The sequence below is a fragment of the Roseivivax halotolerans genome (assembly GCF_900115815.1).
GTDB lineage: Bacteria > Pseudomonadota > Alphaproteobacteria > Rhodobacterales > Rhodobacteraceae > Roseivivax > Roseivivax halotolerans.
In genome coordinates this window covers 1-14,857 of record NZ_FOXV01000009.1, presented here as the reverse complement: position 1 = coordinate 14,857, position 14,857 = coordinate 1, and the positions used below count along the sequence as shown (strand labels likewise).

The 14,857-nt window shown below is 63.1% G+C and carries 11 protein-coding genes; 5 read left to right on the top strand and 6 right to left on the bottom strand.

Features of this window, described 5'->3' with window-relative positions:
• The first annotated feature begins 3 nt into the window (after positions 1–3).
• The 5 genes from BM171_RS12820 to uvrA all read left to right on the top strand — a co-directional run bounded on the left by BM171_RS12820 (position 4) and on the right by uvrA (position 8,078).
• Positions 4–981 carry a carbohydrate ABC transporter permease gene (locus BM171_RS12820; protein WP_093012978.1) on the top strand — a complete coding sequence of 326 codons (978 nt, stop codon included), beginning with the start codon at positions 4–6 and terminating at the stop codon, positions 979–981.
• A 14-nt stretch (positions 982–995) separates the two neighbouring features.
• Positions 996–2,270 carry a carbohydrate ABC transporter permease gene (locus tag BM171_RS12815; RefSeq protein WP_093012975.1) on the top strand — a complete coding sequence of 425 codons (1,275 nt, stop codon included), beginning with the start codon at positions 996–998 and terminating at the stop codon, positions 2,268–2,270.
• Positions 2,271–2,281: 11 nt separating this feature from the next.
• Entirely contained in the window at positions 2,282–3,943 is a 1,662-nt protein-coding gene (locus tag BM171_RS12810; RefSeq protein ID WP_093012972.1) for an alpha-amylase family glycosyl hydrolase, read from the top strand.
• Between the two features lie 11 nt (positions 3,944–3,954).
• Positions 3,955–5,040 (top strand): ABC transporter ATP-binding protein, encoded by a 1,086-nt coding sequence (locus BM171_RS12805; protein ID WP_093012969.1) that lies wholly within the window; start codon positions 3,955–3,957, stop codon positions 5,038–5,040.
• A 173-nt stretch (positions 5,041–5,213) separates the two neighbouring features.
• Positions 5,214–8,078: an excinuclease ABC subunit UvrA gene (gene uvrA / locus BM171_RS12800; protein ID WP_093012966.1), complete on the top strand. Its 2,865-nt coding sequence runs from the start codon at positions 5,214–5,216 to the stop codon at positions 8,076–8,078.
• Positions 8,079–8,085: 7 nt separating this feature from the next.
• On the opposite strand, the gene BM171_RS12795 is transcribed toward uvrA, so the two are convergent.
• From BM171_RS12795 to BM171_RS12770, 6 genes are all read right to left on the bottom strand, one after another.
• Positions 8,086–9,468 carry a 3'-5' exonuclease gene (locus BM171_RS12795; RefSeq protein ID WP_175497549.1) on the bottom strand — a complete coding sequence of 461 codons (1,383 nt, stop codon included), beginning with the start codon at positions 9,466–9,468 and terminating at the stop codon, positions 8,086–8,088.
• A gap of 4 nt (positions 9,469–9,472) precedes the next feature.
• On the bottom strand, positions 9,473–9,970 hold the full coding sequence (locus BM171_RS12790; protein WP_093012960.1) for a hypothetical protein: 498 nt from the start codon (positions 9,968–9,970) through the stop codon (positions 9,473–9,475).
• Between the two features lie 32 nt (positions 9,971–10,002).
• Positions 10,003–11,826 (bottom strand): DUF294 nucleotidyltransferase-like domain-containing protein, encoded by a 1,824-nt coding sequence (locus tag BM171_RS12785; RefSeq protein ID WP_093012957.1) that lies wholly within the window; start codon positions 11,824–11,826, stop codon positions 10,003–10,005.
• A gap of 125 nt (positions 11,827–11,951) precedes the next feature.
• A complete protein-coding gene (locus BM171_RS12780; protein WP_093012954.1) occupies positions 11,952–13,736 on the bottom strand; it encodes a sodium:solute symporter family protein in 1,785 nt (594 codons plus the stop codon).
• 5 nt (positions 13,737–13,741) lie between these two features.
• Positions 13,742–14,023, bottom strand: a complete 282-nt coding sequence (locus BM171_RS12775) for a DUF4212 domain-containing protein (protein ID WP_093012951.1) — start codon at positions 14,021–14,023, stop codon at positions 13,742–13,744.
• A 40-nt stretch (positions 14,024–14,063) separates the two neighbouring features.
• Positions 14,064–14,750: an adenylate kinase gene (locus BM171_RS12770; protein WP_093013320.1), complete on the bottom strand. Its 687-nt coding sequence runs from the start codon at positions 14,748–14,750 to the stop codon at positions 14,064–14,066.
• Positions 14,751–14,857 lie beyond the last annotated feature (107 nt).

The window sequence follows — 14,857 nt, the reverse complement described above, 5'->3', positions numbered from 1 at the left end:
ACGATGTCACCGGTCGTTCAGGGTATCATCACCATCATTCTCGGTGTCGGAGGGTGCGCGGCCTATTTCTACGCCTCGAACCTCGTCCTCGATAAGGTCATCTTCCCACCGCGCAATGACGATCACGGACGCAACATCAACCGCGCCAATATCGTCCGGCCCTGGCTATTCGTGGCCCCGGCCATTTTCTTTCTCGGACTCTACCTCGTCTATCCTGTTGTGGGCTCGTTCTTCCGCTCGCTCTATAACCGGTCGGGCAACACGTTCATCGGGCTTGGCAATTACACGCAGATGTTCTCCGAGGAGGGCTTCCGGGTCGCGCTCTTCAACAACATCCTCTGGGTGATTTTCGTGCCGGCGAGCGCCACGTTCCTCGGGCTTCTGGTGGCGCAGCTCACCGACCGGTTGAAATGGGGCAACATCGCGAAATCCCTGATCTTCATGCCGATGGCGATCTCGTTCGTCGGTGCCTCGCTGATCTGGAAATTCGTTTACGCCAACAATCCCGATATCGGCATCATCAATGCGGTGCGCGACTTCTTCGGGCTGAACCCGATCGATGTGCTTCAGATCCCGTTCTGGAACAACTTCTTCATCATGTTCATCCTCGTCTGGATTCAGACGGGCTTTGCGATGGTGATCCTGTCGGCGGCGCTGCGCGGCATTCCCGAAGAGACGATCGAGGCGGCGATCATCGACGGCGCGAACCCGTTCCAGATCTTCTTCAAGATCAAGATCCCGCAGATCGCGCCGACCATCGTCGTGGTCTGGACGACGATCACGATCCTGGTGCTGAAGGTCTTCGACATCGTCTACGCGATGACGGGAGGCAATTTCGATACCGAGATCCTGCCGTCCTACATGATGGATTACATGTTCCGCGATGACGGGCGCGCGACGGCGGTCGCCTTCGTCATCATGATCATCGTCACGCCGGTCATGGTCTGGAATATCGTCCAGGCCCGCCGGGAAATGCGCTGAGGAGGGCGGATAGAATGGACAATATCGCAGGACAGAAATCCGGCCTTTCCATCGCAACCAATCTCAGCGTCATCGCTCTGGTCCTGATCTGGCTCATCCCGACTATCGGGCTTGCCGTCTCGTCCTTCCGGGAACGGGCGCAAATCTCGGAAACCGGCTGGTGGCGCGCGCCGTTCTCAGTCGAGCAGGCCTATCGCATCTCGCCAGATCCGGAAGGCGCCTACCAGGACGGCGACCAATGGGTGCTCGAGGGCAATCTCTTCGACAGCTCAGAAGACGCGTCGGGGCAGGGCACCGTCTCCGGGTTCGGCATCACCTCGCGTGCGCCAGGCGCAGCCGAGCCGGGCATGATCTATGCCCGCTACGAGGTGCAGGTCATCGAGCCCGATGGTGAGCAGGATGACACGAATATCGAGATCGCTTACGCGGAGGGAGAGGAGCCCGTCTTCCCGGACGTGGACGAGGACGGCAACACCGTCGTCCAGGACATCCCACCGATCTTCGATCGATCTTTGCAGGTGATGCAAAATGGCGATTTCGTCTACCGCGACGCCGATGAGATCGACCGCGGCCCGTCTGTCTATATCACCGCGGCGCAACCACCCGAATTCACGCTCGACAATTACGACCAGATCCTGACCTCGGACGGGATGGACAGGGCCTTCATCAACACGCTGACGGTCTCGATCCCGGCGACGGTCATTCCCATCGTGGTGGCGGCCTTCGCGGCCTATGCGCTGGCCTGGATGGATTTCGGCGCGCGCGGCTTCCTGATCGCGATGGTCGTGGGCCTTTTGGTCGTGCCATTGCAGATCGCGCTTGTCCCACTTTTGACGCTGCACCAGGAAATCGGGATCGGACAGAGCTTCCTGGGGGTGTGGCTCGCCCATACGGCCTTCGGGATGCCACTCGCGATCTATCTCTTACGGAACTACATGATCGGGTTGCCAAGGGACATCATCGAAAGTGCGAAAGTCGACGGAGCGACCGATTTCCAGGTCTTCACCAAGATCGTGCTGCCGCTGTCCTTCCCGGCCCTGGCGAGTTTCGCGATCTTCCAGTTCCTGTGGACGTGGAACGATCTTCTCGTGGCCAAGGTCTTCCTGCCGTCCAATGCCGATAGCTGGGTGATGACGGTGAAAATCGCCGACGACCTTCTTGGCTCCCGCGGGGGCGATTGGGGAATTCTCGCGGCGGCAGCCTTCGTCTCTATCGCGGTGCCCCTCTTTGTGTTCTTCGCGATGCAGAAATATCTCGTGCGCGGCCTTCTGGCCGGCTCGGTCAAGTAAACAGAGGTAATATGAACAAACCGGCGGACCTCAGCGAAATGCGGATGAAGACAGATACCGATTGGTGGCGCGGCGCCGTGATCTACCAGGTCTATCCGCGCAGCTTCCAGGACACGAATGGCGACGGGATCGGCGATCTTCTGGGGATCGCCCAGAGGATGCCGCATATCGCCTCGCTCGGGGTCGACGCGGTCTGGATCTCCCCGTTTTTCACCTCGCCGATGAAGGATTTCGGCTACGATGTGAGCGATTACTGCGACGTCGACCCGATGTTCGGCAGCCTAGCGGATTTCGATGTGCTGATCGCCTCGGCGCACCGGCTGGGGATCAAGGTCCTGATCGACCTCGTCTTGAGTCATACCTCGGAAGAGCATTCCTGGTTCAAGGAAAGCCGCGCCTCGCGGGATAACCGCCGGGCGAACTGGTATGTCTGGGCGGATGCCAAGCCCGATGGCACGCCGCCCAACAACTGGCTGTCGATCTTCGGCGGCTCGGCCTGGCAATGGGACTCGACGCGCTGCCAGTATTACCTGCACAATTTCCTCCAGGAACAGCCGGACCTGAACTTCCACGAGCCGGACGTGCAGACCGCGCTCCTCGAGGTGGCGCAGTTCTGGCTTGACCGGGGCGTCGACGGCTTCCGCCTCGACACGATCAACTTCTACGTTCACGACAAGCAGCTGCGCGATAACCCGCCTCTGCCCGAGGAAGAGCGCAACCCGATCACCGCGCCGGCGGTTAACCCCTATACCTGGCAGAACCATCTCTACGACAAGACGCAGCCCGAGAACCTCGATTTCCTGCGAAAGCTCCGCACGCTGATGAACGACTACAACGCCGCGGCCGTCGGAGAGGTCGGCGACGACCAGCGCGGGCTCGAGATCCTTGGGCAATATACGGGCGGCGACGACCTCATCCATATGAGCTATGCCTTCGAGCTTCTCTCGGGGCATATGCCGACCGCTTCCTACATCGCGGATGTCTTTGAAAAGGTGGAGGCCGTAGCCGCCCAGGGCTGGGCCTGCTGGGCATTCTCCAATCATGATGTGCCGCGTCATGCCTCGCGCTGGCAGCTCTCCGATGCGGGCACGCGCTGCTTTGCGACGCTGATGCAATGCCTGCGCGGCTCGACCTGCCTCTACCAGGGCGAAGAGCTTGGCCTGCCCGAGGCGGATGTCGCCTTCGAGGATCTGCAGGATCCTTACGGCAAGCGCTTCTGGCCGGCCTTCAAGGGACGCGACGGGTGCCGGACGCCGATGGTCTGGGAGCCGTCCAACCAGAATGGCGGGTTCTCGTCCGGTAGCCCTTGGCTGCCCGTGAGCCATGAACACCTCAATCGGGCGGTCACCAACCAGGAACAGGATCCCGCGGCGATCCTGCACCATTACCGCCGGGCGATTGCCTTCCGCCACTCGCACGAAGCGCTTCGCAAAGGCGCACAGACCGACATGAGCGCGGATGGCACCGTGCTACGCTTCCAGCGCGCGAACGAGGAGGAGACATTGTTCTGCGCGTTCAATCTCAGCTTCGAGCCCGCCGTCACGGATCTGCCCGAGGGCAAGTGGCGGCAGATCGGGATCGAACTGGGCTCCGCGGGGCCGGCACCAGACGGGCGTCTGCATCTCGGCCCCTGGCAACCGGCGCTTCTGATGCGTGTCGAGGATAACGAATAAGGGAGGGCGACATGGCCAATCTGAAGCTGACCGATGTCGAGAAGACCTATGGCGGCACCGTGCAGGTGCTGCGAGACATCAACCTCGACATCAAGAAGGGCGAGCTGATCGTCTTCGTCGGGCCGTCCGGCTGCGGCAAGTCCACGCTTCTGCGGATGATCGCGGGGCTCGAGAAGATCACTGGCGGCACGCTCGAGATTGACGGGCAGATGGTCAACGACGTGCCACCCGCGCAGCGCGGCATCGCGATGGTGTTCCAGAGCTACGCGCTCTATCCGCACATGACCGTGCGGGACAACATGTCCTTCGCGCTCAAGATCGCGAAGAAGTCCAAGCAAGAGATCGAGGACTCGGTGAACCGCGCAGCGAAGATGCTGCAACTCGAACCCTATCTCGACCGTCTGCCCAAGGCGCTTTCTGGCGGTCAGCGGCAGCGGGTGGCCATCGGGCGCTCAATCGTGCGCGACCCCAAGGTCTACCTCTTCGACGAGCCGCTCTCGAACCTCGACGCCGCGCTACGCGTTGCGACCCGGATCGAGATCGCGCAGCTCAAGGAGTCGATGCCCGACTCGACAATGATCTACGTGACCCACGACCAGGTCGAAGCGATGACGCTGGCGACCCGGATCGTTGTGCTCGCAAACAAGGGCATCGCACAGGTCGGCTCGCCGCTCGAGCTCTACGAGACGCCGAACAGCGAGTTCGTCGCGCAGTTCATCGGCTCGCCCGCGATGAACCTCCTGCCCGGTGAGATCGTCGAGACGGGCGAGACGACGGTGGTGAAGATGGATGGCGGCGGCACGGCGCGATCCAACATCGCGACCAAGCCCGAGGACAAAGGGCTAAAGGTGAATGTCGGCGTGCGGCCCGAGGATTTCGTCGAGAGCGATGGCGACTATATCTACGAAGGCACGGTGGATATCACCGAGGCGCTTGGCGAGGTGACATTGCTCTACTTCGAGGCGCATGACGGCGATCCGGTGATCGGCAAGCTGCAAGGCATCCACCAGGGCTTGCGGGGCAACAAGGTCAAGATGACCGCCGATCCGGGCCGGGTGCATCTGTTCCATGACGGGACATCGCTGCTGTATCGGTGATCTGGGCGGCCTGCGGCCTTGTTCCGCGACTTTTGGGATAGCGCCGCACCGTTTCCCGGCATTTTGGCGAGCTCTTGAACGCGCTTCGCCCAAGTTCCCATTTCGTTCTCATTTTCCCGTTGGCGAAACAGATGGGATCTCCTATCTGTTGAGGATCTGTTAACGGGGGGCACATGCCTGAGCTCAAGCACATCGAGGTGCGCGGCGCGCGCGAGCACAATCTCAAGGGGATCGACGTCGATATTCCCCGCGACCAGCTCGTGGTGATCACCGGCCTTTCGGGGTCGGGCAAGTCCTCGCTCGCTTTCGATACGATCTATGCCGAAGGGCAGCGCCGCTACGTCGAAAGCCTTTCGGCCTATGCGCGGCAATTCCTCGACATGATGGAAAAGCCGGACGTGGATCATATCGCGGGCCTCAGCCCAGCGATCTCGATCGAGCAGAAGACGACATCGAAGAATCCGCGCTCGACAGTGGGCACCGTGACCGAGATCTACGATTACCTGCGTCTTCTCTTTGCCCGGGCGGGCACACCCTATAGCCCGGCGACGGGCCTGCCCATCGAGGCGCAGCAGGTGCAGGACATGGTCGATGCGGTCATGAGGATGGAGGAGGGCACGCGCGGCTATCTTCTCGCCCCCATCGTGCGCGACCGCAAAGGCGAGTACCGCAAGGAATTTCTCGAACTTCGCAAGCAGGGCTTCCAGCGTGTGAAGGTGGACGGAACCTTCCACGAGCTTGACGAACCGCCCACCCTCGACAAGAAATTCCGTCACGATATCGATGTCGTTGTCGACCGGATCGTCGTGCGAGAGGGGATGGAGACACGGCTTGCGGATTCCTTCCGCACGGCGCTTGATCTCGCGGACGGGATCGCGGTTCTCGAGACCGCACCGCGCGAGGATGAGGGCGAGTCCGAGCGCATCACGTTTTCCGAGAACTTTGCCTGTCCCGTCTCCGGCTTCACGATCCCCGAGATCGAGCCGAGGCTCTTCTCGTTCAACGCACCGTTCGGGGCCTGCCCGGAATGCGACGGCCTCGGGGTTGAGCTGTTCTTCGACGAGCGGCTCATGGTGCCGGACCAGAATTTGACGCTCTACGACGGCGCGATCGCGCCCTGGCGCAAGGGAAAGTCTCCGTATTTTCTCCAGACAATTCAGGCCATTGCGAAGCATTATGAATTCGATGCCTCAACCAAGTGGAAGGACCTTCCCGCGCATGTGCAGCAGGTCATCCTGTTCGGCTCGGGCGAGGAGGAAATTCCGTTTCGCTACGATGAGGGCGGCCGCGTCTACAACGTGACCCGCACTTTCGAAGGCGTCATCCCGAACATGGAACGCCGTTACCGCGAGACGGATTCCAGCTGGATTCGCGAGGAATTCGAGCGCTACCAGAACAACAAGCCTTGTTCGGCCTGCAACGGCTATCGCCTCCGCGAAGAGGCGCTGGCCGTCAAGATCGCCGGGCAGCATGTGGGCGAGGTGGTCCAGAAGTCCATCCGCGAGGCGCATGAGTGGATCGAGACGGCACCGGAGAGCCTCTCGAACCAGAAGAATGAGATCGCGCGCGCGATCCTGAAGGAAATCCGCGAACGCCTTGGATTCCTGAACAATGTCGGACTGGAATACCTCACGCTCAGCCGCGCGGCGGGCACGCTGTCAGGCGGCGAGAGCCAGCGCATCCGGCTTGCGAGCCAGATCGGCTCCGGGCTGACGGGCGTTCTGTATGTCTTGGACGAGCCGTCCATCGGGCTGCACCAGCGCGACAACGACCGTCTGCTGGGAACGCTGAAGAACCTGCGCGACCAGGGCAATACGGTGATTGTCGTGGAGCACGACGAGGAGGCGATACGCGAGGCCGATTTCGTCCTGGATATCGGTCCCGGTGCAGGCGTGCATGGTGGCTCCATCGTCAGTCAGGGCACTCCTGCAGAGATCGCCGCCGACCAGAATTCCGTGACGGGTCAGTATCTTGCAGGGACACGTGAAATCCCGGTCCCGGCAACGCGCCGCAAAGGCAACAAGAAGTCGCTGACCGTGGTCAAGGCCAATGGCAACAACCTTCAGGATGTCACCGCCGACTTCCCTCTGGGCAAGTTCGTCTGCGTCACCGGCGTCTCTGGGGGTGGCAAGTCGACACTCACGATCGAGACGCTGTTCAAGGCTGCCTCGATGCGGCTCAACGGTGCACGGCAGACGCCGGCACCTTGCGAGACGATCAAGGGTCTGCATCATCTCGACAAGGTCATCGACATCGACCAGCGCCCCATCGGACGCACACCGCGTTCGAATCCAGCCACTTACACGGGGGCCTTCACTCCGATCCGCGACTGGTTCGCAGGACTGCCTGAAGCCAAGGCACGTGGTTACAAGCCCGGACGCTTCAGCTTCAACGTGAAGGGCGGGCGCTGCGAGGCCTGCCAGGGTGACGGTGTCATCAAGATCGAGATGCACTTCCTGCCGGATGTCTATGTGACCTGCGAGACCTGCAACGGCGCGCGCTACAACCGTGAGACGCTGGAGATCAAGTTCAAGGGCAAGAGCATCGCGGATGTCCTTGATATGACTGTAGAAGATGCACAGGACTTCTTCGCCGCCGTGCCCTCGATCCGCGAGAAGATGGATGCGCTCGTGCAGGTCGGACTGGGGTACATCAAGGTCGGTCAGCAGGCGACGACGCTTTCGGGCGGCGAAGCGCAGCGGGTCAAGCTGTCCAAGGAACTGGCGAAACGCTCTACCGGCAAGACACTCTACATCCTTGACGAGCCGACAACCGGCCTGCATTTCGAGGACGTGAAGAAGCTCCTGGAAGTGCTTCATTCGCTTGTGGAAGTTGGTAACACGGTCATCGTCATCGAGCACAACCTCGACGTCATCAAGACAGCCGATCACCTGATTGACATCGGCCCCGAAGGTGGCGATGGCGGCGGACGGATTGTGGCGACCGGCACGCCCGAGGAGGTTGCCGAAGTCGCAGAAAGCCATACGGGCCGGTATCTCAAGCACATGCTGAAGCCGCGCAAGGTCGCGGCGGAGTGAGTCGGTCCTAGTTCATGTCCTCGATGAGACGCCCGTGCTTGCGCGTTTCGGCCAGGAGCGCGCCGAACGTGTCGATCCCGCGCCCTTCGAGCATAGGCAGCATCCGGCAGAGCGCTTCAGCCGTGGCATGTGCATCGCCGAGCGCGGTGTGACGCAGATGCGGCGCGATCTCGATGCCGAGCCGCTGACAGACCGCATCGAGCGTATGCGTCTCGGTCGTGCCGAACAGGATCGCTGACAGGAGCACGGTATCAACCACGGGATGCGTCCAGTTAAGCTCAGTCTCGGCGCGCTTGGCGCGGAGAAACGCAAGATCGAACGGTGCGTTATGCGCGACCAGCGCCGATCCTGACGCAAAGTCATAAAAGCGTGGGGCGGCCGAACTGATGGATGGATGCCCGCGCACCATGGCATCGGTGATGTGGTGAACGCGGCTTGAGGCGTCAGGGATCGGCCGGCCTGGATCCACCAATGTCTCGAACGCCTCTCCGGGAACGATACGTCCTCCGATCACCCGGACGGCACCGATCTGGATGATCTCGTCCCGATGAGGCAAGAGACCGGTGGTCTCCAGATCGAAGACGCAGAAGGTCAGGTCCGACAGGCGCCTGTCCTCCAAAGCGGCGTCGCGGCGCTGGCCGAGCAGTGCGAAATCGTAGACGAGAGGCCGGTCCGCGTCGGGCGCGATCCGACTTTCCTCGCTGTCGATGATCATCAGCGTGCCACCTTCCGCCATTGGTTTCAGCGTGGCGGTGAAGGTTACGGCGCCGCGCCGTCCTTGCAGCGTCGCGGTCGTGCCCAGGCCTGTCTTGTGGAGTCGGTCGAGCGCTGCACGAAGGCTCTCCTCTTCAAAATATTCCGACAAAGCGGCATGAAGCCTCGGGGTTCCGATCTGCGCGAGAACTTCTGCGGCCTGTCCGTCATAAAGCACGATCTGGCCGTCACGATTGAGCAGGATCGTCGCAACCGGGATTTCCGACAGAAGCGCGGTCAGGCGCACGCGCTCCTCGTCAAAGTGCCGCGTCGCAGCGCTCACCGCCTCGTCACGGGCCGTGCGCGCTGCCTCGAGGGCGGAGAGAACGGAAGCGGCTGCTGGGCCGAGATCTCCGAGGTTTTCAGCGCCGCGTGACGGCACGAACGCTGGCACGCCGGTCTCTGCATGGGCTCGGACGCGTAACTCTGAGGCGATCTTGTCCACGGGCCGTGCCAGCGCCTGATCGAGGTAGAACCAGAAACCGGCGAAGATCCCCAAGAACAGAAATCCGCCCGTCGCCATCGCCGCGCCGGGGTCTGACCGCGCCATGCCGAGAGCGAAGAAGCCCACGCTCAGGCTCGCAAGCAGCGCCAGGAGCGACGCGGCGATCAGACGTATTCTGAGCGAGCCGCGCATCCGGTCAGACCCGCTGGCAGATCGTGCTGACGACCGGATCGTTCGGTCCGGCGTCGCGCCAGACCGGCTCGCTGCCATCGCCGAGGGCAGGATCGGCACGGCGGCCGTTTTCGCAATCAACCATGATTTCGACCGATTGCACTGGCTGCCAGCGGCCGAAGAAATACAGGTCCGCGAGGTAGATCGAGGGACGATCCTGATTGCGCTGCACCTTGTCGATATCGACCGCGACGAAGCGCGCGCGCATGGGAAGCGCATAGGTCCAGGGCCGCCAGAAGGTCGCCTCGGAGATGCTGTCGGCGACGACCAGACCATCAGGAAGGCCGTCGACGGTGCGGTCGTACCAGCTGTATTCCGAGGATATTGCCGTCGCGAGCATCGCGACGCCCGCTCCGATCGGCACCAACCAGCGGGGAAGGCTCGGCAGCACCTTCGTGAGCGCCAGCATCACGCCCGCGCCGGCGAACCCGGCCACGAAAACCGCGATCAGCTCGAAGAACATCTTCTCTCACTCCCTCCCTCGGCTGCGCCTTGTCAGCCCAGCATACCCCGTCCGTGCCCCAGAGCCGATTGCAGCGCCTTGACCACCACGAACGCGTCCCGCAAATGCGAGCGTTCGAAATCGGACAGCGTCGCGGGGCTCAGATAATTGTCCGGCGGCTCACCCTCGCGAATGCGTCTGCACTGGTGCTCGAGCCGCGTCAACGCGATGAGATCGTAGGCATCGAGCAGATCCTGCCCGCCGCTTTTGGACAGGATGCCCTCGCGCCGCGCCTCGACGATGCGGGCGCGCGTGTTCACCGGGCCGAGCTGCCCGCGCAAGGCATAGACCCGCGCAAGATCCGTCACCGGCACCACGCCCGAGTGCTTCAGGTCGAGCGCGTCCTTGTGCTCCCCCTTGCGGATTGTCGCGAAGCCCCGGATGAGCCCGAGCGGAGGCTGATGCTTAAGCGAATTGGCGATCATGTGCGCGACGAAAATGGAGTTCTTCGCGGCGGCTTCGAGCGTGCGCTCCTGCAGATCCGCAAAGAGCGCCGCGTCTCCGCCGATAGGGCGCAGGTCGAACATCACCGAGGCGAGCATCTGGGCTTCGGGAACCGGCTTGGCGATCCAGCTTTCGAAATAGCGGCGCCAGGTCGCGAGGGGCTGCCGCCACTTGGGGTTCGTCGCCATCATGTCGCCGGGACAATAGACGTAGCCGCATGCGTGCAAACCATCGGAGACGAAGCGCGCAAGCGTCTCGAAATACGCGTCGTGCTCCGGCGCGGCATCGTCCGACAGGATCAGGCAATTGTCCTGGTCGGAGACGCCGGTCTGTTCCTGCCGTCCCTGGCTTCCGCAGGCGAGCCACAAATAGGGCACCGGCGGCGGGCCCAGCTTGTCTACCGCAAGACACAAGAGCCGCCGCGTGACCGCATCCGCAATATCGGTGATGAGCCGCGTGACCACCTCGTGGGGGTGATGCGCCGAGACGAGTTGCGTCAGCAGGCGCGGAATCCGTGCCGTGGCCTCCGCCATCTCTGCGACGGTGGATGCGGTTGCGATACCCGAGACAAGCTCTGCCGAGGAGATGGCCTGGAACCGTGTCAGATCGGTCTGCGTGACAATCCCGACGAGCCGCGCGCCGATGGTGATCGGGATATGCCCGATCCGTCGCTCGAGCATGGTGTGCAAGACGTCCGAGCCCAAAGCCTCCGGCGCCAGGGTGACCGGGTCGCGGGTCATGATCTCGGAGAGGGGCGTATCGTGCGGCGCGGCTTCGGCCACGATGCGCGCCGAGAGATCCCGGATGGTGACGATGCCGACCAGCCGTTCTTCCTCGCAGACGCAGAGCGAGGAGACCCGCGCCTCCCGCATCTGGCGGGCGGCGTCTCGTGCGGAGGTGTCGGGAGTGGCGACCAGCGGCTGGGTCGCCATAAGGTTCGAGACCTGGCTCGTTGCAAGATCGCTGAGCGGTGCGCGGGCAGGGCGCGCCGCCGCGCTCCGGTCGAAGAACCGCGCAATGGCAGGATGAGCCTTGCGGGCGGAATGAAAGTCCGCGGCAGGCAAAATCAGAAGGTCGGTGGGGGATCGCGCGAAGGCGGTCGTCACGGCACGGCCATCCCTTGCAAGACCGCGCTCACCGAACGTGTTGCGCGGCCCCAGAAGCGAGACGGTCTCGTCGTGGCTGTCCCTCACCTCGATATCGCCGCGCCGGACGATGAACAGCCCTTCGAGCGGGTCGCCGAGGCGATAGATCGTCTCACCGGCCGCGAAGCGCCGCGTCTCCATCCGCGCGGCCAGAGCCGCCCGGTCCTCGGGCAGAAGGTCGCAGTAAGGGTGCAGCCGGTCGAGAAAAGCGTCGATATTGTCGGGCATGGCTGACTTGATCGGGTTCGTTCTTTGGCAAACGCTAGGCGCTTGTCGGGACAAGCGAAAGGCGGAAATGAAAAACCCGGGCCGATGATCCGGCCCGGGTTCGTGTCAGTCTGGCTGCACGAGGATCAGTGATCCTGCGCGGCGCTCGCGCCACGCGGCACGCGCACGCTCTCGACCAGCTCCTTGATGTCTTCCGGAACCGGCTTCGTCATGGAGGCCACGATGTAGGCCGTGACGAAGTTCACCAGAGCCCCGACCGCACCGAACGAGGTCGACTTGATCGTGCCGAGCAGGGGATCTGCGTCGGTAAAGCTGTTGGTGCCCGGGATGAAGAACCAGCCCTTGTGCAAGAAGATATAGACCAGCGTCACGATGAGACCGGCGAGCATGCCCGCCACCGCACCGCGATTGTTGATCTTGGTCGAGAAGATACCCATCATCAGCGCCGGAAAGATCGACGCCGCCGCCAGGCCGAAGGCCAGCGCCACGGTCTGTGCCGCGAAGCCCGGCGGGTTCAGACCCAGCCAGGTGGCGACCACGATCGACACCGCCATCGCGATCCGGGCTGACAAAAGCTCGCCCTTCTCCGAGATGTTCGGCGCGAACCGCCCCTTGATGAGATCGTGCGACACCGCCGACGAGATCGCGAGCAACAGACCCGCAGCCGTCGACAGCGCCGCCGCCAGACCGCCCGCCGCGACAAGGCCGATGACCCAGCCAGGAAGGTTCGCGATCTCGGGGTTGGCGAGCACGAGGATGTCGTTGTTGAAGTTGGTCAGCTCGTTGCCGTCCCAACCGTCTTCCTCGGCCCGCGCCTGCATGTCGGGATCGCTATCGTTGTAGTACTGGATGCGGCCATCGCCATTCTTGTCCTCCCAGCCCAGGAGGCCGGTCTGCTGCCAGGTCGCCATCCAGTCGTAGGCAGGGTCGGTCTCGATCTGTTCGACCGTCACCGCCTGCGCGTCCGTGCCTTCCGGCCAGAAGAGCTCGGTGATGTTGAGCCGCGCCATCGCGCCGACCGCCGGGGCGGTGAGGTAGAGAAGCGCGATGAAGACCAGCGCCCAGCCCGCCGACCAGCGGGCATCGGCGACGCGGGGGACGGTGAAGAAGCGCATGATAACGTGCGGCAGACCCGCCGTGCCGATCATCAGCGACAGCGTGAACAAGAGCATGTTGAACGTATCGCCGTTATGCGCGGTGTACTCGTTGAAGCCAAGCTCGGTTACGATCTGGTCGAGACGCTCGAGAAGCGGCTGTCCCGAGGCTTGGTGCTCACCAAAGAGGCCGAGCGCGGGAACCGGGTTGCCGGTCAGCTGCAGCGAGATGAAGATGGCCGGGATCGTATAGGCCATGATCAGCACGCAATATTGCGCCACCTGCGTGTAGGTCACGCCCTTCATGCCGCCAAACACCGCGTAGGCGAAGACGACGACCGCGCCGATCAGAAGGCCGGTCGTATTGTCGACCTCAAGGAAGCGGCCGAAGGCCACGCCGACGCCGGTCATCTGGCCGATCACGTAAGTCACCGAGGCGACGATCAGGCAGATCACCGCGACAAGCCGCGCGGTCGGGCTGTAGAACCGGTCACCGATGAACTCGGAGACGGTGAACTTGCCGAACTTGCGCAGGTACGGCGCGAGCAGAAGCGCCAGCAGCACGTAGCCGCCGGTCCAGCCCATGAGGTAGGTCGAGTTGTCGTAACCGGTGAAGGCGATGAGGCCCGCCATCGAGATGAAGGAGGCCGCCGACATCCAGTCCGCCGCCGTCGCCATGCCGTTCGTCACCGGGTGCACACCGCGGCCCGCGGCATAGAAATCCGACGTGGAGCCCGCGCGCGCCCAGATGGCGATGCCGATATAAAGCGCGAAGGACGCGCCCACGAAAATGATATTGATCGTTGTCTGATCCATGACGCTTACTCCTCGTCCACGCCGAACTGACGGTCGAGCTTGTTCATCCGCCAGGCGTAGAAAAAGATCAGCACCAGGAAGACGAGGATCGAACCTTGCTGGGCGAACCAGAAGCCAAGATCCGTGCCGCCCACGGAAATGCCGGAAAGCGCCGGGCGCAGCAGGATGCCGAAGCCGAAGCTCACCAATGCCCAGATGATCAGGCTGATGAAGATGAGACGGATATTGGCCTTCCAGTAGGCCTTTCCGTCCGATGTGACCTGAGAGGTCGTTTGTGTGTCCGCCATGGTTGCGGGTCCTCCTCCTTGAAAACGAAGCGCGCGGGGTTCAGCCGCGCGTCCGGGTTACGATCGCACCGAGATCCCGGGCGATATCGTCGATTGCGCCCATGGCCGGCACGCGCGTCAGCGCGCCCTGGGCGTCGTAATGCGCGATGAGGGGCGCGGTCTGGGCGTGATACGCCTCGAGCCGCGCACCGACCGTCTCCGCGGAATCGTCGGCGCGCCGGGTCATCTCCGTGCCCCCGCAATTGTCGCAGACACCGTCCATCTCGGGGGTCTTGAAGCTGTCGTGATAGCCCTCGCCGCAGGCGGCGCAGGTGTAGCGCCCGGAGATGCGCGTCACCATCTCGGCGTCGTCCACCTCGAGGCTGATCGCGGCGTTGATCCGCTGCCCGCGCTCCCTGAGAAGCGCATCGAGCGCTTCGGCCTGCGCCGCGGTGCGGGGGAAGCCGTCGAGGATCACGCCGCGCGCCGTGTCGGGCTCGGCGAGCCGGTCGGCGAGGATACGCGTGACGATCTCGTCCGAGACAAGATCGCCCGCTTCCATCACGGCCTTCGCCTGCCGGCCGGCGTCGGTGCCTGATTTCACGGCCGCGCGCAGCATGTCTCCGGTCGAGAGCTGCACCAGTCCGAACGCGCTTTCGAGCCGCCGTGCCTGCGTGCCTTTCCCGGCGCCCGGAGGGCCGAGAAGGATGAAGACCGGGGCCGCTTGCGAGGCATCCTGACCGTCCATCATTCAGCTCCCCGGTTCATCCTGTTCTCGATGAGGTCGTCGACGACTTCGGGTTCGGCGAGGGTGGAGGTGTCGCCGAGGGATCCGTAGTCGTTCTCTGCGATCTT